A 19,407-nucleotide genomic window follows, 5' to 3' on the forward strand; every position below is an offset into this window, starting at 1 on the left:
GGAGCATGATGAGCACCGGATTTTTCGGCGACATCCAGAAAATACGTTACGAAGGCCCTGACAGCGACAACCCGCTGGCATTCCGTCACTACAATCCAGACGAGATCGTTCTTGGCAAGCGCCTGGAAGATCACCTTCGCTTTGCAGTTGCCTATTGGCACACATTTGCTTGGGAGGGCGGCGATCCTTTTGGCGGACGCACGTTTGACCGTCCCTGGTATAAGGACGGCCTCGAGGCAGCAAAGCTGAAAGCGGATGTAGCCTTCGAATTCTTCTCGCTGCTCGGCGCACCCTACTATTGTTTCCACGACGCCGACGTGCGCCCGGAAGGCAATAATTTTGCTGAGAACACCAAAAATCTGGAAGCCATCGTCGATGTTTTCGAGCAGAAGCAGGCCGAGACTGGCATCAAGCTTTTGTGGGGCACAGCCAATCTCTTCTCGCATCGCCGCTATATGTCCGGCGCTGCTACCAACCCCGATCCGGAAGTATTTGCATTTGCAGCTGCGACCGTCAAAACCTGTCTCGATGCAACCAAGCGTCTTGGTGGCGACAATTACGTGCTTTGGGGCGGTCGTGAGGGTTATGAAACCCTGCTGAACACGGACCTCAGCCGCGAACTCGACAATATGGGCCGCTTCCTCAACCTCGTGGTCGAGTACAAGCACAAGATTGGCTTCAAGGGCACGGTCCTGATTGAGCCAAAGCCACAGGAGCCAACCAAGCATCAGTATGATTACGATGTCGCAACGGTTTACGGCTTTCTCAAGCGCTATGGTCTGGAAAACGAAGTCAAGCTCAACATCGAACAGGGTCATGCAATTCTCGCCGGCCATTCTTTCGAGCATGAGCTGGCGCTGGCACGCAGCCTTGGTATCCTCGGTTCAATTGACATGAACCGCAATGACTACCAATCGGGCTGGGATACGGATCAGTTCCCAAACAACGTGCCAGAAATGGCGCTCGCTTATTATCAAGTTCTGCTCAACGGCGGATTGAAGAATGGCGGCACCAATTTCGATGCCAAGCTGCGTCGACAGTCCATTGATCCGCAGGATTTGCTGATCGGTCATATCGGCGGCATGGATTGCTGTGCGCGTGGCCTCAAGGCTGCTGCACGCATGGTGCAGGACGGCGCACTGAGCAAGCCGCTTGATGATCGCTATGCTGGCTGGTCGGGCGACTTCGGCAAGACACTTGCAACTGGCATGTCGCTGGAACAGATCGCAGCAGAAGTCGAAGCAAAAGACATCAATCCGCAGCCACGATCCGGCCGTCAGGAATATCTGGAGAACGTGGTCAACCGCTACGTTTGATCATAGGCAAAACAAAGAACCCCGCTCGCTGAGCGGGGTTTTCATTCTTAGTTCAGTGCCACACTGTGTGGGGTCCGGCAGACCGCAAACCGATCAAGTGACTGATCATAAGCAGACGTCTTCACCGCCATCATACCAAGCATCGTGTGGAACAGATTGTCATGCGATGATGGCTCAGCTGTCGTTTTGCGCAGGCAACTGAGATCAAGACCAGTATCCGATGTGTATTGCGGTGAGAACCATGTGATGAACGGTATGTGGGTTTGCTGTGATGGCGCGATGAAGTAGGGTGCCGCGTGAAGATACAGACCATTCTCTCCGAGCGACTCGCCATGATCCGACATATAAATCATCGCTGAAGTAAACTTGTCCTCATGCGCTTTGAGAAGATCGATTACCTCAGACAAAATATGATCCGTGTAAAGGATAGAGTTGTCATAGGCGTTGACGATCTCGTCCTGCGAACATTTAGCGAAATCATTTGAGCGGCAATCCGGCTTGAAACCTGCGTAGTCAGCCGAGTATCGGCGATAATAGGCCGGGCCATGACTGCCCGTCATATGAAGCACGATGGTCGCATTGCCGGTTGTTTCGTTCAGCTCTTTCGACAGATTATCGATCAATATCTGATCAAGACATTCGCCGCCCTCGCAATAACGCTTGTCCTGCGAACCTTGCAGATCAATCATCTTCATGCGTTCGGCAACACCCTTGCTGCCGGTATTATTCTCATACCAACTCGTCTGCACGCCGGCATGTTTGAGAACATCCATCAGGTTTTCTGAACCGCGGAACTTGGTGCTTGAATAGTCTTCACGGGTGAAAGGCGAAAACATGCAAGGCACCGAAACGGAAGTCTCCGTGCCACAGCTGGTCGTATTGGTGAAGGCAATAACGTCGCGTTTTTTCAGTTCCGGGTTGGTTTCGCGCGCATATCCATTAAGGCTGAAGTTCTGCGCGCGCGCAGTTTCTCCTACAACCACAACTGTCACGAGTTTTTTGCCTCCGGGCAACTGCGTTAGTGACTGCTTGGCATCCAACCCCAGCGGCTGCATGGGAATATCCCGGTTCTTGAACTCATGCCCGACATACTGAATCGTACTCGTGATCGGCGTGCTTGGCATCAGCTTCTGCATAATATCAGCCCCATGCTCACGAAACATGGACGAATAAGCCGCGTAATTCGTGCCAAGTATCGCAACAGACGCAATCAGACAGGTGAGAATAATTCCGGTGTTTACCATCAACTTGCCGAGAATTGGTCGATGTTTGATACGTACCCAACCAATCAACAATGATGGAACAACACCAAAAATTAGCATGTGCCAAAGGAAGCTTGGCGTAAGCAGCGCACCGGATTCAGCCTGCGTTGTTGTAAGCGCGGCCTCAACGACATATTTGTCGATGATTGTGCCGAACGTATCTGTGAAATAAGAACCGCTGGCTGCGATTATCACAAACAGGATCAGCATCGGTTTGATGATATATTTTGCCGAAAACAGCACCAGCAGTGCGACGTACAGAAGCAACAGCGCTACAGCTAAGCCCGCAAGCCTTAAGGGAGCATCGGCATAATAAGCGCTAATCGCATGCCAAAAAGATGTATTTGTGAAAATCAGAACATAGAGCGCAGTTAAAAGGCATAATGGCCCACTGGCAATCGTGGGGCGAAATTTTGGCATGGCAAACGCTTTCGAAAAGCTACAAATTCGCGCCAACTGTAACGATCAATTATGTGATCGCGTTATAAGGCACGCTGCAATCAAACATGAAATCAACGTGGCTTTTCTACGGCGATGTAAATGAGCCATGGGCGATACATAACCGCTCAAACAAAAACGCCGCCCAAAATGGCGGCGCTTTCAATTTTCGTGCTTTAGAGACTTACCCATCCGCCATTCTTATTCGATGAGCGGACGCATGCGTCAATAAACGATACTCCCTTCACCCCATCATCGACCGTTGGATAGATAACTGCACTATCAACCTTCGCATTGTCACGTCGTGCTTGAATAGCGTTAGCTGCCTCTGAATAGATCGTCGCAAAAGCTTCGAGATAGCCTTCAGGATGACCGCCTGGAATACGCGTAACACGCGTTGCAGCAGCCCCTACACCCGCACCGCCGCGGGTAATCAATCGCTTCTGCTCACCAAAGGGCGTGAACCACAAGCGGTTCGGGTCTTCCTGCGCCCATTCAATGCCGCCCTTGGTGCCATAGACGCGCAAACGCAAAGCATTTTCGTTGCCCGGGGCCACCTGGCTGCACCAGAGCATCCCTTTGGCTCCACCTGCAAAACGTAGCATCACATGCCCATTATCATCCAGACGCCGCCCCGGAACAAAGCTGTCGAGATCAGCCGCCAAACTTTCCAGTGTCAGGGCGGTGACAAAGGAAGCAAGGTTGAAAGCATGGGTTCCAATGTCACCCGTTGCACCACCGAGACCTGATTGTGCCGGATCAGTGCGCCAAACAGCACCCTTGGCCCCCGTTTCCTCAACCGCTTCAGTGAGCCAGTCTTGCGCATATTCAACTTGTACCACACGCAAATCACCAAGCTCGCCATTGGCGATCATTTCGCGCGCCTGTCGCACCATAGGATAGCCAGTGTAATTGTGGGTTAGCACAAACAATGCGCCACTTTCATCAGCGACTTTCTTAAGTTTCTTTGCGTCAGCCAAGGTCGAAGTCAGGGGCTTGTCGCAAATTACATGAATGCCGCGACGCAGAAACTCCTTAGCCGCGTTATAATGCACATGGTTTGGCGTGACGATTGCAACCGCCTCAATACCATTTTTGAGACGCGCTTCACGGATCGCCATTTCTTTGTAGCTCGAATAAATGCGGTCTTCTGAAAGCCCAAGCTCAAGCCCCGAGGTCTGCGCCTTCTCGGGCGATGAAGACAATGCGCCTGCAACCAGTTCAAAGCGATTGTCGAGCCGCGAGGCCATGCGATGCACGCCGCCGATGAAAGCACCTGCACCACCGCCAACCATACCAAGCCGAATGCGTGGATTGGCTCTTTCTTTGGTTTTTGCTTCATTAGTCATTGAACTACCTTATAATCCCAGCATACGGCGATTGGCAGCATCATCGGTGCCGCCAGCTGCAAAATCATCAAACGCCTTCTCGGTAACGCGGATGATATGGTGCTTGACGAACTCAGCCCCCTCACGCGCACCGTCTTCCGGATGCTTCAATGCGCACTCCCACTCGACCACTGCCCAGCCATCAAAATCATTGGCTGCCATTTTTGAAAAAACAGCGCCAAAATCCACTTGTCCGTCGCCCAGCGAACGGAAACGACCAGCGCGATTGACCCAGCCCTGATAACCGCCATACACACCCTGACGACCAGTCGGATTAAACTCCGCATCCTTGACGTGGAACATCCTGATCCGGTCTTTATAAATGTCGATATTGTCAAGGTAATCCAGACATTGCAGCACATAATGCGATGGATCATAAAGCATGTTCGCACGCGGATGGTTCTTCACACGTTCAAGAAACATCTCGAACGTCACACCGTCATGCAGGTCTTCGCCCGGATGGATTTCGTAGCAGATATCCACGCCATATTCCTCCGCATGATCAAGGATTGGCAGCCAACGGCGCGCCAATTCATCAAACGCGGTCTCAACCAGACCAGCCGGACGCTGCGGCCAAGGATAGATGAACGGCCACGCCAAAGCGCCTGAGAAGGTGGCATGCGCACCAATGCCCAAATTGCGGGAGGCGCGGATGGCCATCTTCACCTGCTCAACGGCCCATTCCTGACGCGCTTTCGGGTTGCCGCGCACTTCGGGCACAGCAAAGCCGTCAAATGCTTCATCATAGGCAGGGTGCACGGCGATAAGCTGACCTTGGAGATGCGTTGAAAGCTCGGTGACTTCGACGCCATTTTCGCGTGCAACACCTGCAAATTCATCGCAATAATCTTTGGATTCAGACGCTTTCTTCAGATCGATCAATTGGCTTGCCCAGGTTGGAACCTGCACGCCGGCATAGCCCTTTTCAGCTGCCCATTTTGTAATGCCATCCCATGTGTTGAATGGCGCTTCATCGCCAGCAAATTGCCCGAGAAAAATCCCGGGGCCCTTGATCGTCTTCATCAAAAGTCCTCCAAATGAAACTCAAACTTATATCGAGGTGATATAAATACGCGCCCGGCAAAGCAGGCGCGTATTTCAATATTAGAAAGGAGAATCCGGGAAGTAGAACTGCTCGGCATTGTCCTTGGTGATCAGCGTTGCATCGAGAATATACTCGCCGCTGACTGGCACCTGATCGTAGAAATGGCCAGCAGCCAGTTCCATCGCGGTTGAAACCATTGCAGGCGGATAAAGCACATTCACCGGCATGAGCTTGTCGCCATCCATAACTTTCTTGATCATATCCTTGGAGCCAGCACCGCCGATAACATACTGAATATCATCACGATTTGCCTGCTTGATAGCTTCAAGCACACCAACGGCCATGTCATCATCCTGACACCAGACAACATCAATCTTCGGATATTTTGTCAGGAAGTCCTGCATCACGCGGAAAGCGTCGTCACGGTTCCAGTTGCCGTACTGACGATCAAGAACCTTCACGTTTGACCCTGCAATACCCTTGTCAAAACCGTCCTGACGCTGTTGATCAATCGGAATTGGAAGGCCGCGAATGACAACTACCTGCGCATCCGGCGTTGTTTTTGCGATATATTCGCCAGCCACCTGACCGAGAGCCGGATTGTTACCTGCAACATAAAGATCGCGGATCGAATTGTCGTTATTGCTTGGCGCGCGATCAACGAGCGCTACGAAAGTGCCCTTGTCCTTGATTTCCTTGATCGCATTGACCAGCGGATCTGGATCGGTTGGCAAGACGACAAGACCATCGAGCCCCTGAACGGCTAAATCCTGCAATGCATTCGCCTGACTAGCTGCATCTGGGGATGTTTTGACGATTACGTTGAGGCCCGGATGCTCCTGCATCAAAAGCTTGGCGACACGTTCGGCATGATAAACGACGCCCGCGGTCCAACCATGATCCGCAGCAGGGATCGACACACCAATCGTCACCTTCTTATCCTGTGCGCTTGCAACAGCAGTGAAGGCTAGCGCCCCAGCAGCCAAAGCAGCAAAAGCAACCCCTAAAAATCTTCCTCGCATTCTTTCCTCCCAATTGTTCGGGGGCTTTATCCTTAAGTGACTGGACCGCCCCTTCAATCCCGTCAAACTTGTTATCCAAAAGCCGTCAGACGCTCTCTCATCGTCGCGAGAGTGACCGCTGCACCAACATCGCGATAATAATGATAGCACCCTGAATGGCACCGATCAGATATTCACTGATGAAGTTGGAAAGCAGCATAATATTACCGACGATTTCGAGAATGAACGCGCCGCAGATCGTGCCCCAGACACGCCCAACGCCACCGCGCAACGCCGTACCACCAACGACAACCGCCGTAATTGCCTGCAGCTCCCACAACATGCCGGTTGTTGCAGAGGTTGAGCCTAGTCGCGGCACATAAAGCAGCACCGCAACGGCCACACAAAGCCCCTGCACAACATAGGCAATCGTGCGTACCCGCTTAACCGAAATACCAGAATAGCGCGCGACATCTTCGCTAGAGCCAACGGCAATCACATGGCGTCCATAACGCGTACGATAGAGCACGAAAGCTGCGATTGCTGCCGTGACAAAAATCGCAATCACTGGAATTGGCACACCGAATACATCACCGAAATAAACAGGGCGATAAAGTGCCTGAATTTCGGGATTACGCAGCGTAATTGCACCACCCTGTGACAGCCATGTTGTCAAGCCGCGATAGATACCCATGGTTCCGAGCGTGGCGATAAACGGCTCGATCCCACCTAGGGTCGTGATCAAACCGTTGGTCAGCCCGCACAGCGCACCCACGACCACAGCCAGAAGCACGGCCGCGATCAGCATCATGACTGGATCGGCGATAACGCCGCTGTTCATGAACATGATCATGATACTGCCGACAAACGCGGCCATTGCACCCACGGATAGGTCAAGCCCACCAGACGAGATCACGTAAGTAGCACCCAGCGCAATAATCGCAATAAAGGCACTGCGTGTTGCGACATTGAGCAGATTATCGATACTGATGAAATTCGGATTGGCAAGTGTACCCAGAACAAGCAGCAGAAGCAGCGCAATAAAAGGTGCAATCGCCCTCAAATCCCAGTCTTTAGACGTCTTCGGCGCTTTGCTCTTGTCATTCACTACGTCAGTCATTGGCACCCCTATTTATATTTATGCGGCTTCTGTGCTGACGCCCGTTGCAAGAACAACAATATCGTGCTCGGTCATGCGCTCAGCCGTCACCTCACCAGCAATACGACCCTCTCGCATAACAACGATGCGGTCGCATATCCCGATAAGTTCCGGCATCTCTGACGACACAACGATGATCGATTTTCCTTCATCAGCCAGATTGGCGATGAATTGATAGATCTGCTCTTTCGTGCCTACATCAATGCCACGTGTCGGCTCATCGATGATCACAATCGACGGGTTCAGCAGCATCATTTTTGCAAGCAATAGCTTTTGCTGATTTCCACCTGAGAGTTGTCCCGCAAGAATATCTTTGCGTCCGGTGCGAATATCAAATTCCTTGATCGCATCATCGAGCGCCACGCGCTCTTTACTCCGGTCAATCTGCAAGCCACGAATAAACTTACTGATCGATGCAAGAGTCAGATTGATGCCAAGGTCTTTACCAAGCAACAGACCTTTGCCTTTGCGATCTTCACTGAGATACGCAATCCCCGCCGACAGGCTTTCATGCGCATTATGGAAATTAACGGGTTTGCTATTGTGGCGAACTTGCCCTTTACCGGGACGAAGGCCAACAACGCCTTCCATAAGCTCTGTGCGCCCTGCCCCAACCAAACCTGCGAAACCAAGGATTTCTCCCCTGCGCAATACAAAACTCGCCGTTTTGACATAGCCGGGCACCATAAAATCCTGCACCTCAAGCACGCGTTCCTCGCCGCGCTCAGACGCACGGTCGGGGTAGAGTTTCGCCACATCACGCCCCACCATCAGGCGGGCCATGTCATTCGGTTGAAGCTCGGAAGCCATATGGGCTGCAACAAGCATTCCGTCGCGCAAAACCGTTACACGATCCGAAATTTCCTTCACTTCCGGCAAACGGTGCGAAATATAGAGAACTGCGATGCCCTTGGCGCGAATATCGTTGATCACTTTCAACAGCGCTTCGGTTTCAACCGGCGTTAGCGACGCTGTCGGCTCATCGAAAATCACCACGCGATGTGGCACAAGCAGCACGCGGGCAATCTGAACAAGCTGCCGCTGCGCGATTGAGAGAGTGCCCACAATAGCATCCGGGTTAATATCAGCACCAAGATCACGAATGGCCTTTCGCGCGCCTTCGCGCATCGATTTGTCGTCAACGACAAGGCCGTTTGATAGTTCTCGTCCAAGGTAGATATTTTGCGCAACAGTCAGATCAGGCGCCAGCAGAATTTCTTGATGCACGAGCACGATACCCTGCGCCTCGGCTTCCACCGGATTAGAAAAAGCGATCAGCTTACCATCGATGCGAATTTCGCCACTCGTCGGACGTTCATTGCCCGCAAGAAGCTTCATCAACGTCGATTTACCGGCACCATTTTCACCAATAATCGCGTGAACTTCGCCACCATAAATGTCAAGATTGATACCCTTAAGCACCTGGACTGGTCCAAAAGACTTTGACAGCGATATTGCTTGAAGAAGCGGACCAGCGCTCTCTTTTCGCGCCACATTCATGCGCGGGCGCCGAAGCCAGTGCTGTCAGAGCCAATCGCTTTGCAGCCTCTGAGTGCCTGAATATTGTACTGCATGTGAACTCCTCCCAAAGCGTCACGTGCATAATCTTAGCGTCCAGTTTGAGGTACGTAAAGCAAATTGTTCCAACGTCAGAAGAAATGAACCGCAGCCAACATTTCTGACGCGATTTATATTTCAAAAACTGTGTAGATATTGATCTTAATCTGCCTCACGCAGGCGATAGCCGACGCCCGTTTCCGTCAGAATATAATTCGGTTGATCGGGAGACTTTTCGATTTTCTGGCGCAGCTGACGGACATAGATGCGCAGATATTGCACATCGGCCGCCGGACCCCAGACATGGCTTAGAATATATTGATGCGTCAGCACCTTGCCCGCGTGTTGCACGAGCAGGCGCAGGATTTCATATTCCTTGGGCGAGAGCTTTATCTCCGCCTCATCAAGCTTCACGATGCGCCTGACGAGATCGACCGATAAACCATCGCTCTGAAAAACCGGCTTCTCGCCCTGCTGGTGCAGTTTATGGCGTAGCGCAACACGCGTTCTCGCTGCCAGTTCCTTCATGCCAAAAGGTTTTGTCACATAATCGTCCGCCCCTGTTTCGAGCGCCCGAACGATGCCTGCCTCATCGGTACGGCTTGAAAGGATGAGGACTGGCAGCGTCAGCCCCCGTTCACGCCACAGACGCAGAAGCTCATGGCCGTCCGTATCCGGCAGACCAAGGTCGAGCAGTACGAGATCGGGCTTTTCGCTCTCAAGCAACAGGTCTGCTTCGCGCGCATTGGTCGCTTCGACCACGGCGTAACCTTCGCTCGTAAGCCCAACCCGCAGTAATTTGCGAATGGGTGGCTCATCATCGACCACCAGAATTTTGGGCTTGGGGTCGTTCATATGGTGCTGTCCATTTCTTGAGCTGGCAAGGGTATCGCGATTGCAAAGCGGGCACCGGAACCCTCAGTCCTGTTTCCGGCCCGAATAGTTCCACCCATTGCTTCTGTGAAGCCACGCGCAATGGAAAGGCCTAAGCCTGTTCCTGCCTGTACGTGGTCACCCTTGCGAACGCGATAGAATGTATCGAAAACCCGTTCAAGATCGATATCGGGAATACCGGGACCACGATCGCTGATTTCAAGCATCACATGACCACATTCGACATGTGCTTCAAGAGCGATTGCTGAACCTTGCGGCGCATATTTTGCGGCATTGTCCAGGAGATTGAACAGCACCTGCTCGAACAAAACCGCATCTAGCCGCACCATGGGAAGGTCTGTCGGAACTGACATCTGAATTGTGTGATGCGACAGGATTTTCGCTGCGCGGTGAAGTGCAGCGCCGACAATATCGCCGAGATAATACAGCGACAGATTTGGCTCCATGGCGCCCGATTCAATCCGTGTCATGTCGAGCAGATTGGCAATGAAGCGATTGAGCCGCTCGGATTGTTCTACAATGGTCGAGAGTAATTCAGTGCGATCACTTTCCGGCAGTGAACCAGAATAGTCGCGTAATGTGGTGGCCGCACCCATGATGCCCGCAAGCGGGGTTTTAAGATCGTGCGATATGGAGGTGAGAAGCGCCGAACGGAGCTTGTCGGCTTCTGCTGCAAGCCTGGCGCGTTCAACATCGCCCACAAGTTGCACACGCTCGATGGCAATGGCCGCCTGATCGCTTAAGGCCTCAAAAAGCCGTTGCTTTTCTGGCGTGAGGATCGGCCCTTGCCGATCATTGTCGAGACCGATCACACCGACAGAGGTCCGCGCAGTTTTGAGCGGAAGATAAAGCCGCTTGGCGCCCGGCAGGGTATCAGCCCCGCGCCCGGCTGGCAGTTCATGCTCCCAGGCCCAATGCGCTGCTGCAATATCAGCATCGACAAGACTGTCATCGGGCGGGTAGCCCGCGCGAACGGCGATGCTTTCGCCTTCCTGCAGCAGGATGACGACGCGCACTTTGAGCATGGACGCTATCTGAAAGGCGGTAGCCCAAAGGACATCATCGAGCGCGCCGGTTCCCGCCAGCTTCTTGCTGAACAGATAAAGGTCTTCCGTCATATGTGCACGCTGACGTGCGGCTGCCGCCTGTCGCTGGACACCGCTTGCCAGATTGCTGGCAACGAAGCTTACAAGCAGAAAGAACGAAAGCGCCACCACGCTCTCAGGATCGGCTATGGACAATGTGTAGAGCGGCGAGAGGAAGAAGAAATTATAGGCAAACGCGCTTAAAACCGAGACAAACAACGCTGGCCATAGACCAAGCGTGACCGCAACGCCAAGAACGCCTACAACGAAAACCAGAGCGATGCTTCGCACATCCAAAAACTGGTCGAGCAGAAGCCCGACACCAAGCGCGGAGGCTGTAACAAGAAATGCTGCGAGATAGGGCTTAACGTCATATCCGGCTGAATGGGTAACGGTTTTAATGCTGCGGGTGGAACCGGCATTGTCGCGGTCAGCGGCAGCGGTGATATGAACGTCGATGTCCCCTGAACGCCGGATCAGCGCATGGCCGACCGAGCCTTCTATTGCCTCGCGCCAGCGCGACTTTGCCGATTTTCCGGCAACGATATGCGTAAAATTATGCGTTGAAGCATAGCGCACCAGCTCTTCGGCAATGCTTTGGCCGGGGATGATGATGGTCTCGCCGCCGAGCTGCTCGGCAAGTCGCATGGTCGCCGCAAGCCGATCCTTGGCTTCCTCCGAAAGACTGGCGGAACGCGGCGTCTCGATGTGAATGGCAGCCCAGGGCGCACGCAACCGGTCGGCAAGCCGCCGGGCATAGCGGACCAGTGAAGCGCTGTTTGCGCGCTGGTCGACCGCAACAAGCACCCTGTCACCGGCAGCCCATGGTCCCTGTATGGCATTAGCGCGCATGTGGGTCAGCAACTGTTCGTCAACCCGCTGCGCTGTGCGGCGAAGTGCCAGCTCACGCAAGGCAGTCAGATTGCCGGGAGAGAAATAGTTGCGGATGGCGCGTTTTGCGGTTTTGGGCAGATAGATTTTGCCCTGATCGAGCCGCTTGATGAGATCATCCGGTGTGAGATCGATCAGTTCAATATCATCGGCCCGGTCAATAATGCTGTCTGGCACGGTTTCGCGAACGCGGATGCGGGTGATCTGAGCCACCACATCATTGAGGCTTTCGACATGCTGGATATTGAGCGTGGTATAAACATCAATCCCGCGTGCGAGAATTTCCTCGACATCCTGATAACGCTTGGGGTGACGGCTGCCCGGCGCATTGGTATGGGCCAGCTCATCAACCAGAACCAGTTGGGGTTGTCTTTTAAGGATCGCGTCAATGTCCATCTCATCGAGCCGATGGCCATGATAGGAAATTTCGGTGCGGTCGATGATTTCAAGCCCATCGACGAGAGCTTCGGTTTCCTTGCGCCCATGCGTCTCGACAACGCCGATCACCACATCAATGCCGTCCGCTTTGCGCGCACGTCCCGACATCAGCATTTCATAGGTCTTGCCGACGCCGGGTGCTGCTCCCAGAAATATCTTGAGACGGCCGCGCGTTTCGCGCTCTGCCTGTTCAAGCAGCGCATCGGGGGAAGGCCTCATATCGCGAAGGCGAAGATCGTCCGATACCAAGCGTTGTTTCCTCGAAATAAGAAGGCGGCGGGAAAGCCCGCCGTTAGAGGGGCTCCGGTTTTAACAGACTGGTTTTAACAGAATTGTTGGAACCGCTCTATCTTCTGGTTTTTACGCATTATCCTACGCAAAACCGCTTCGCACTTTTGCTGGAAATGCTTCTATCTACTCTAGTTATTACTCGTTCTGTCCAGAACAAGATTAAGCTTGAGCACATTGACCACGGGCTCACCAAGAAAACCAAGCTCGCGCTGTTCGATCTGTCGTTCGACGATACCGCGAAGGCTTGCTTCATCAAGGCCGCGCGCGTTGGCAACGCGTGGCACCTGAAAAAGGGCTGCTTCCGGCGAGATATGCGGATCAAGTCCGCTTGCCGATGTTGTGACGAGGTCAATGGGCGGCACCTCATCGTTGGGATTTCCTTTTCTGAGAGCGTCGGCATCGGCTTTGATGCGTGCAATCAGTGCCGGATTGGTTGGCCCAAGATTGGAGCCACCCGAGCTTGCAGCATCATAACCTTCTTTGCCAGCCGCAGAAGGACGGCCATGGAAATAGCGGTCGCCTGCAAATTTCTGGCCGATCAGTTCAGAACCGATCACCTTGCCGTCGTTTTCGATGACGCTGCCATTTGCCTGTTGCGGAAAGATGGCTTGTGCAAGGCCGGTCATGCCAAGTGGATAGATCAACCCGGTGATGACGGTAAGAGCAACGATCATGACGAGTGCTGGACGCAGTTGTTTCAACATTTTCTAGTTCCTTAGACAAGGCCGAGGGCGACGATAGCCATATCAATGGCCTTGATGCCGATGAACGGAACGATGACACCGCCAAGGCCATAGATCAGCAGATTGCGCGACAGCAGCGCGCCTGCACCGACGGGCTTATATGTGACACCCTTCAGCGAGAGTGGGATCAGCGCAACGATAATGAGCGCATTGAAGATGATCGCCGAGAGGATCGCGCTTTGTGGCGTTGCAAGCCCCATGATGTTGAGCGTGCCAAGCTGCGGATAGAAGGCGAGAAACATCGCGGGAATGATCGCAAAATACTTGGCAATGTCATTGGCAATCGAGAAGGTCGTGAGTGCGCCGCGCGTCATCAGCAATTGCTTGCCGATCTCAACAATCTCGATGAGCTTGGTTGGATCGCTATCGAGATCGACCATGTTACCGGCCTCGCGTGCGGCGACCGTGCCGGTATTCATAGCAACACCGACATCGGCCTGCGCCAAGGCTGGCGCGTCATTGGTGCCGTCGCCGCACATCGCCACAAGCTTGCCTTTGGCCTGTTCTTCACGGATGAGTTCGAGCTTGTTTTCAGGCGTTGCCTGCGCCAGAAAATCATCGACACCGGCTTCCGCCGCAATGGCAGCTGCGGTCATCGGATTATCGCCGGTGATCATAACCGTGCGGATACCCATGCGTCGCAGTTCGGTGAAACGTTCACGGATGCCGCCTTTGACGATGTCTTTGAGGTGAATGACACCGAGCAGACGACCATCTTTGCTGACCGCCAGCGGTGTGCCGCCGGACTTGGCGATTGTGTCGGCAATGGCCTGCAGTTCATGAATGGTCTTCTCATCCGATGTTGCATGTTTGAGCACGGCATCAACCGCGCCCTTGCGGATTGACGATCCATCAATATCGACACCGCTCATCCGGCTTTGCGCCGTGAAAGGCACGAAGATCGCATTCAGGCTCTGCATATCGCGGCCGCGCATGTCGTATTTTTCCTTGGCAAGAACGACGATGGAGCGGCCTTCTGGCGTTTCGTCGGCAAGCGAGGCCAATTGTGCGGCATCGGCAAGGGCCAGTTCATTCACGCCGCTAACCGGCATGAAGGCTGTGGCCTGACGATTGCCGAGCGTGATTGTGCCGGTCTTGTCGAGCAAAAGCGTGTCAACATCACCGGCAGCTTCCACCGCACGACCAGACATCGCGAGCACATTGAAACGCACCAAACGGTCCATACCGGCGATGCCAATTGCCGACAAAAGTGCGCCGATTGTGGTCGGGATGAGGGTCACGAAAAGGGCAACCAGCACGATGACGGGAATATAACCGCCCGCATAGGAGGCAAAGCTCGGAATTGTCACCACAGCCAGAACGAAGATCAGCGTCATGCCTGCAAGCAGAATGTTGAGCGCGATTTCATTTGGCGTCTTCTGGCGTTCAGCCCCTTCGACGAGGCTGATCATTTTGTCGATGAAGGTTGAACCCTGAGCCGCCGTGATGCGGACCTTGATCCAGTCAGACAGAACCTGCGTACCGCCGGTGACAGCAGAGCGGTCGCCGCCCGATTCACGAATGACCGGAGCGGATTCACCTGTGATGGCTGCTTCGTTGACGGATGCCACACCTTCAACGACTTCGCCGTCGGATGGAATGATATCGCCTGCTTCAACGATCACCACATCGCCGACCTTGAGGCTTGTGCCAGGTACGGTCGTAAAGTCTTTCTGGCCTATATCACGGAGCAGTTTGGCCTGGGTTTCCGTGCGGGTGCGGCGTAGGGATTCCGCCTGTGCCTTGCCGCGACCTTCGGCAACAGCTTCGGCAAAATTGGCAAAAAGCACCGTGAACCAGAGCCACAGCACGATCTGGAACGAAAAGCCGATATCGGCTCCGTTGGTCGCAACGTCCTTCAACAGAAGAACAGTTGTAAGCATGGAGACCAAAGCCACCACGAACATGACCGGATTGCGTGCAAGGCTTTTGGGATTGAGCTTGCGAAAAGCATCGCCGATGGCGGGAATGAGGATGCGGGCATCAATTATACTTGTGGATTGGGACTTGCTCATAGGGAACTCCAGAAAAGCGGACCCAGAAATTCTGCAGCAAGCACGATCATCAGCACTGCTGCGAGGATGAGGAGAATGAGGTTTGACGGCCTAAAACTCCGTGCATCCGAATGGATGCAAAAAGTAGTTTTGAACTTGCTGAATATGTTCATTGGAACGTCTGCCCGTTAATCAGCGCGAGATGTTCAGCCACAGGTCCCAGCGCCAGTGCGGGGAAGAAGATCAGACCGCCCACAACGAGAATGACACCGATCAGCAGACCGACGAAAAGCGGTCCATGGGTCGGGAATGTCCCGGCGGATTCGGGTGCTGACTTCTTGGCAACCAGTGATCCTGCAATTGCCAGTGCCGGAACGATGACCAGAAAGCGGCCCATCAGCATCGCAAGACCGATGGTGATATTGTACCATGGCGTGTTGCCCGAGAGGCCGCCAAAGCCAGAACCGTTATTGGCGGTGCCCGACGTATAGGCATAAAGGATTTCCGAAAAGCCGTGCGGTCCGGGATTGGCAATCGAGCTTAGACCTGCCGGAATGATTGTGGCGATTGCCGTAAAGCCAAGGATCGAAAGCGGCAGGCAGAGAACGGCGAGCATGGCCATCTTCACCTCTTTTGCCTCGATTTTCTTGCCCAGATATTCTGGTGTGCGTCCGACCATCAGACCGGCCACGAAGATTGCCACGACAACAAACAGGATGATGCCGTAGAAGCCTGCGCCTACGCCGCCGATAATGATTTCGCCCAGCATCATGTTGATCATGGGGATCATGCCGCCAAGCGCCATCATGCTGTCATGCATGGCAATGACTGCGCCACAGGAGGCGGCTGTCGTCACCACTGCAAATAGCGCCGACATGGTAATGCCGAAGCGGGTTTCTTTGCCTTCCATATTGCCGCCATCAATGCCAAGCGCATGGATGAGCGGATTGCCCGCAGCTTCTGCCCAGTAGCAAATGGCAACACCGGCCACAAAGAGCACGCCCATTGCAGCGAAAATCGCCCAGCCCTGCTTTTCATTGCCGACCATTCGGCCAAACACATTGGTAAGGCCCGCACCGATGGCAAAGATCGCTATCATCTGGATCATGTTCGAAATGGCATCGGGATTTTCAAATGGATGCGCGGAATTGGCATTGAAGAAGCCACCGCCATTGGTGCCGAGCATCTTGATAGCAAGCTGGGAAGCGACCGGACCAAGCGCTATGACCTGACGCGCGCCTTCAAGCGTGGTGGCTTCGACATAAGAGCCGAGCGTCTGCGGCACACCAAGCGCCACAAAAGCCAGTGTCATGACGATGCATAACGGCAGCAGGATGTAGAGTACGCAACGCGTAAGATCGACCCAGAAATTGCCAAGCGTCTTCATGGATTTGCGCGAGAAGGCGCGAATGAGCGCAATGGCAATGGCCACGCCTGTCGCCGCTGACACGAAGTTCTGCACCGTAAGACCAGCCATCTGGGTGAGGTAGGACATGGTGCTTTCGCCGCCATAGTTCTGCCAGTTGGTGTTGGTGACAAAGCTCGTTGCGGTGTTGAAGGCGAGGTCTGCCGGTACATTGCTCATACCCATCGGGTTAAAAGGCAAAGAACCTTGCGAGCGCTGCAAAAAATAAAGCAGCAGGAAGCCTGCAAGATTGAACAGCAGCATGGCGGCGGTATAGCTCGTCCAGTGCTGTTCCTCGCGCTCGCTTGTGCCTGCCAAGCGAAAAAGCCCCCGTTCTATGGGAACGAGGACAGGCGAAAGGAAAGTGCGCTCGCCATTGAAAACGCGTGTCATATAGCTGCCAAGCGGCTTTACGAGCGCGATGATGATCCCGCAAAAGATGAGGATCTGTATCCATCCATTAATTGTCATGGTTTTTCCCAAGCCTTGATCAGGCTCAAATCAACTGCTTATTCAGAACCGTTCTGGACGAATGAGCGCGTAAAGAAGGTAGGCGGCAACAAAAGCCGCGACCAAGGCGCCTGCGATATATTCAATCAGCATGGCGGGTTCCTCAAAGCCTCTCGCAAAGGCGCAAATAGCCAAACAGCATTGCGAAGAATGCGATGCCAATAGCCAGCACGGCGATATCCATAGTCATTTCTATTGCCCCCCGCCTGATTGCCTATGGGGTCCCTGTTTCACAGCGGGCATTATATGGCGCATGCGCATAGGGTTTCGAGAGAGGGGAAAAGGCTGAAAAATAAAAAAGTCATATATGTTTTGACAAATCGCTTGAGTGTTTAAAGTCAGAATATTTTTGGCGGTGCGGACGAAACTTGGACTATCAATGAGGTAGTTCATGTATTCCTACGAAGACCGGATGCGAGCAGTTGCGCTTTACATCAAGCTTGGCCAGCGGGCGAAAGCGACTATTCGCCAGTTGGGCTATCCAAGCAAGAATGCTTTGAAAGGCTGGTACTTTGAATATGAGCACCATCTTGATCTGCGTTTAGGATTTGCGCCCCGAGCCCCAAAGTTTACACAGGCGCAGAAGGAAGTGGCTGTTGAGCACTACCGCACGCATGGTCGTTGTGTTTCTGCAACGATGCGCGCCTTAGGCTATCCAGGTCGTGCAACGTTGACAGCATGGGTTCGTGACGCATTTCCTGAAATTAGTAAAGCTGTCACTGGAAGAACTGGACGTCCGCGATATCCGGAGACGTTGAAGAAGGCTGGTGTTGTCGGACTTTATAATCGGCAAGAAAGCGCGCAGGCCCTGGCCGAAAAGCTCGGCGTATGCAGACCGACCCTGTATAACTGGAAAAACCAGTTACTTGGTCCGGAGGCTCCCGCAATCATGAAACGCAAGAACAACTCACCGCCAGTGCCAGAGCGAGAAGAATTAGAGCGCCAGCTCGAAACACTGCAACACGATATTCATAAACTGCAGCTTGAGCACGACCTTTTGAAGAAAGCGACCGAACTCATAAAAAAAGAACTGGGCCTCGATCTGCAACTCCTGAGTAATCGGGAGAAAATGCTGTTGGTTGACACCCTAAAAGATCTTTATCAACTCCCCGATCTGCGTGGTCAGTTGGGACTGGTGCGCAGTTCATATTTTTATCATCGGGCCCGCGTTAGGATCACCGACAAGTACCTCACTATTCGTCAAAGCATCACCGAAATCTTCGAAGCCAACCGTCGATGCTACGGCTACCGCAGGCTACAGGCGTCATTAGCCAAACAATCCGTTACAATCTCAGAGAAGGTTGTGCAGCGCTTGATGAAAACAGGAGAACCTGATCGTTACGACAACAAAGCGGCGGCGATACCGCTCTTGTCTGGGAAAAATCAGTTCAGCGCCTGAGAACCTTATTAATCGCGACTTCCAGGCCACAGCCCCACACGAGAAATGGCTGACCGATATCACTGAATGCCATATCTCGGCTGGCAAGGTATATCTCTCGCCCATCATCGACTGCTTCGATGGTTTGGTTATCAGCTGGTCTATCGGAGTGAGACCAGATGCGCAATTGGTCAACACGATGCTCGATGCCGCCATAGAAACTGTCACAGGTACAGATAGGCGGCCAATTGTGCATTCTGATCGCGGTACACATTATCGCTGGCCGGGTTGGCTATCGAGGATCGGTGATGCGAAGCTGGTCCGCTCAATGTCCCGCAAGGCATGTTCTCCAGATAACGCAGCATGCGAAGGCTTCTTTGACAGGCCGAAAACGGAGCTCTTTTGCGCTCGTGTTTGGAGGTCAACCACGCTCGAGCAGTTTATTAGATTTTCGGTCCCGGCATTTGATGGATCGGATTGAGTGTGAAACGTTCCGGTTGATTTGTCCATTGTTTGCAGATGAACTCATAGGGCGTAAGGCCTCGAAGGGTCTTTAGCCTTCGTCCGAAATTGTAAGCTGCGATGAAGTGTTCCAGGTGGGAGCGCAACTGC

The 19,407-nt window shown here is 53.4% G+C and carries 13 protein-coding genes and 2 pseudogenes; 2 read left to right on the forward strand and 13 right to left on the reverse strand.

Translation table 11 applies throughout. The features are described 5' to 3' along the window. The first annotated feature begins 8 nt into the window (after window positions 1–8). Entirely contained in the window at window positions 9–1,316 is a 1,308-nt protein-coding gene (xylA, locus tag CEV31_RS17275) for a xylose isomerase (protein WP_094508861.1), read from the forward strand. A gap of 47 nt (window positions 1,317–1,363) precedes the next feature. Here the strand turns inward: xylA and CEV31_RS17280 are convergent, their stop codons facing one another. The 12 genes from CEV31_RS17280 to kdpF form a co-directional block, all read right to left on the reverse strand. Continuing rightward, the gene (locus CEV31_RS17280) at window positions 1,364–2,998 is read right to left on the reverse strand and encodes a phosphoethanolamine transferase (protein WP_094508863.1); all 1,635 of its coding nucleotides are present in this window, start codon (window positions 2,996–2,998) and stop codon (window positions 1,364–1,366) included. A 194-nt stretch (window positions 2,999–3,192) separates the two neighbouring features. Further along, window positions 3,193–4,365 (reverse strand): Gfo/Idh/MocA family protein, encoded by a 1,173-nt coding sequence (locus CEV31_RS17285; protein ID WP_094508865.1) that lies wholly within the window; start codon window positions 4,363–4,365, stop codon window positions 3,193–3,195. 9 nt (window positions 4,366–4,374) lie between these two features. Continuing rightward, complete coding sequence (locus CEV31_RS17290) at window positions 4,375–5,427, reverse strand: sugar phosphate isomerase/epimerase family protein (RefSeq protein WP_094508867.1); 1,053 nt, start codon at window positions 5,425–5,427, stop codon at window positions 4,375–4,377. An 81-nt stretch (window positions 5,428–5,508) separates the two neighbouring features. Continuing rightward, the gene (locus tag CEV31_RS17295) at window positions 5,509–6,471 is read right to left on the reverse strand and encodes a substrate-binding domain-containing protein (RefSeq protein ID WP_094508869.1); all 963 of its coding nucleotides are present in this window, start codon (window positions 6,469–6,471) and stop codon (window positions 5,509–5,511) included. Window positions 6,472–6,568: 97 nt separating this feature from the next. Next, the gene (locus tag CEV31_RS17300) at window positions 6,569–7,570 is read right to left on the reverse strand and encodes an ABC transporter permease (protein ID WP_094508871.1); all 1,002 of its coding nucleotides are present in this window, start codon (window positions 7,568–7,570) and stop codon (window positions 6,569–6,571) included. A gap of 18 nt (window positions 7,571–7,588) precedes the next feature. Further along, window positions 7,589–9,109: a sugar ABC transporter ATP-binding protein gene (locus tag CEV31_RS17305; protein ID WP_094508873.1), complete on the reverse strand. Its 1,521-nt coding sequence runs from the start codon at window positions 9,107–9,109 to the stop codon at window positions 7,589–7,591. 219 nt (window positions 9,110–9,328) lie between these two features. After that, window positions 9,329–10,021: a response regulator transcription factor gene (locus tag CEV31_RS17310; protein WP_094508875.1), complete on the reverse strand. Its 693-nt coding sequence runs from the start codon at window positions 10,019–10,021 to the stop codon at window positions 9,329–9,331. After that, on the reverse strand, window positions 10,018–12,693 hold the full coding sequence (locus tag CEV31_RS17315; protein WP_210190947.1) for a sensor histidine kinase: 2,676 nt from the start codon (window positions 12,691–12,693) through the stop codon (window positions 10,018–10,020). Before CEV31_RS17315 ends, CEV31_RS17310 begins: the two co-directional genes overlap by 4 nt. 200 nt (window positions 12,694–12,893) lie before the next feature. Next, a complete protein-coding gene (kdpC, locus tag CEV31_RS17320; RefSeq protein ID WP_094508879.1) occupies window positions 12,894–13,469 on the reverse strand; it encodes a potassium-transporting ATPase subunit KdpC in 576 nt (191 codons plus the stop codon). Between the two features lie 11 nt (window positions 13,470–13,480). Next, on the reverse strand, window positions 13,481–15,523 hold the full coding sequence (gene kdpB, locus CEV31_RS17325) for a potassium-transporting ATPase subunit KdpB (RefSeq protein ID WP_094508881.1): 2,043 nt from the start codon (window positions 15,521–15,523) through the stop codon (window positions 13,481–13,483). Between the two features lie 148 nt (window positions 15,524–15,671). Then, on the reverse strand, window positions 15,672–17,378 hold the full coding sequence (gene kdpA / locus CEV31_RS17330; RefSeq protein ID WP_094508883.1) for a potassium-transporting ATPase subunit KdpA: 1,707 nt from the start codon (window positions 17,376–17,378) through the stop codon (window positions 15,672–15,674). 42 nt (window positions 17,379–17,420) lie between these two features. Then, window positions 17,421–17,510, reverse strand: coding sequence for a K(+)-transporting ATPase subunit F (kdpF, locus tag CEV31_RS17335; RefSeq protein WP_036567035.1), 90 nt, complete (start codon window positions 17,508–17,510; stop codon window positions 17,421–17,423). 298 nt (window positions 17,511–17,808) lie between these two features. Between kdpF and CEV31_RS17340 the strand changes: the two are divergent. After that, window positions 17,809–19,240: pseudogene (locus CEV31_RS17340) on the forward strand (IS3 family transposase); the annotation flags it as partial. Here the strand turns inward: CEV31_RS17340 and CEV31_RS20985 are convergent. Then, window positions 19,239–19,407 (reverse strand): annotated as a pseudogene (locus tag CEV31_RS20985) (IS481 family transposase); the annotation flags it as partial. The pseudogenes CEV31_RS17340 and CEV31_RS20985 overlap by 2 nt on opposite strands.

It is taken from the genome of Brucella thiophenivorans (assembly GCF_002252445.1).
Lineage (GTDB): Bacteria > Pseudomonadota > Alphaproteobacteria > Rhizobiales > Rhizobiaceae > Brucella > Brucella thiophenivorans.

Coding starts and splice junctions, on each gene's coding strand:
- xylA (WP_094508861.1), top strand. CDS start 9: ATGAGCACCGGATTTTTCGGCGACATCCAGAAAATACGTTACGAAGGC.
- CEV31_RS17280 (WP_094508863.1), bottom strand. CDS start 2,998: ATGCCAAAATTTCGCCCCACGATTGCCAGTGGGCCATTATGCCTTTTA.
- CEV31_RS17285 (WP_094508865.1), bottom strand. CDS start 4,365: ATGACTAATGAAGCAAAAACCAAAGAAAGAGCCAATCCACGCATTCGG.
- CEV31_RS17290 (WP_094508867.1), bottom strand. CDS start 5,427: ATGAAGACGATCAAGGGCCCCGGGATTTTTCTCGGGCAATTTGCTGGC.
- CEV31_RS17295 (WP_094508869.1), bottom strand. CDS start 6,471: ATGCGAGGAAGATTTTTAGGGGTTGCTTTTGCTGCTTTGGCTGCTGGG.
- CEV31_RS17300 (WP_094508871.1), bottom strand. CDS start 7,570: ATGACTGACGTAGTGAATGACAAGAGCAAAGCGCCGAAGACGTCTAAA.
- CEV31_RS17305 (WP_094508873.1), bottom strand. CDS start 9,109: ATGAATGTGGCGCGAAAAGAGAGCGCTGGTCCGCTTCTTCAAGCAATA.
- CEV31_RS17310 (WP_094508875.1), bottom strand. CDS start 10,021: ATGAACGACCCCAAGCCCAAAATTCTGGTGGTCGATGATGAGCCACCC.
- CEV31_RS17315 (WP_210190947.1), bottom strand. CDS start 12,693: ATGAGGCCTTCCCCCGATGCGCTGCTTGAACAGGCAGAGCGCGAAACG.
- kdpC (WP_094508879.1), bottom strand. CDS start 13,469: ATGTTGAAACAACTGCGTCCAGCACTCGTCATGATCGTTGCTCTTACC.
- kdpB (WP_094508881.1), bottom strand. CDS start 15,523: ATGAGCAAGTCCCAATCCACAAGTATAATTGATGCCCGCATCCTCATT.
- kdpA (WP_094508883.1), bottom strand. CDS start 17,378: ATGACAATTAATGGATGGATACAGATCCTCATCTTTTGCGGGATCATC.
- kdpF (WP_036567035.1), bottom strand. CDS start 17,510: ATGCTGATTGAATATATCGCAGGCGCCTTGGTCGCGGCTTTTGTTGCC.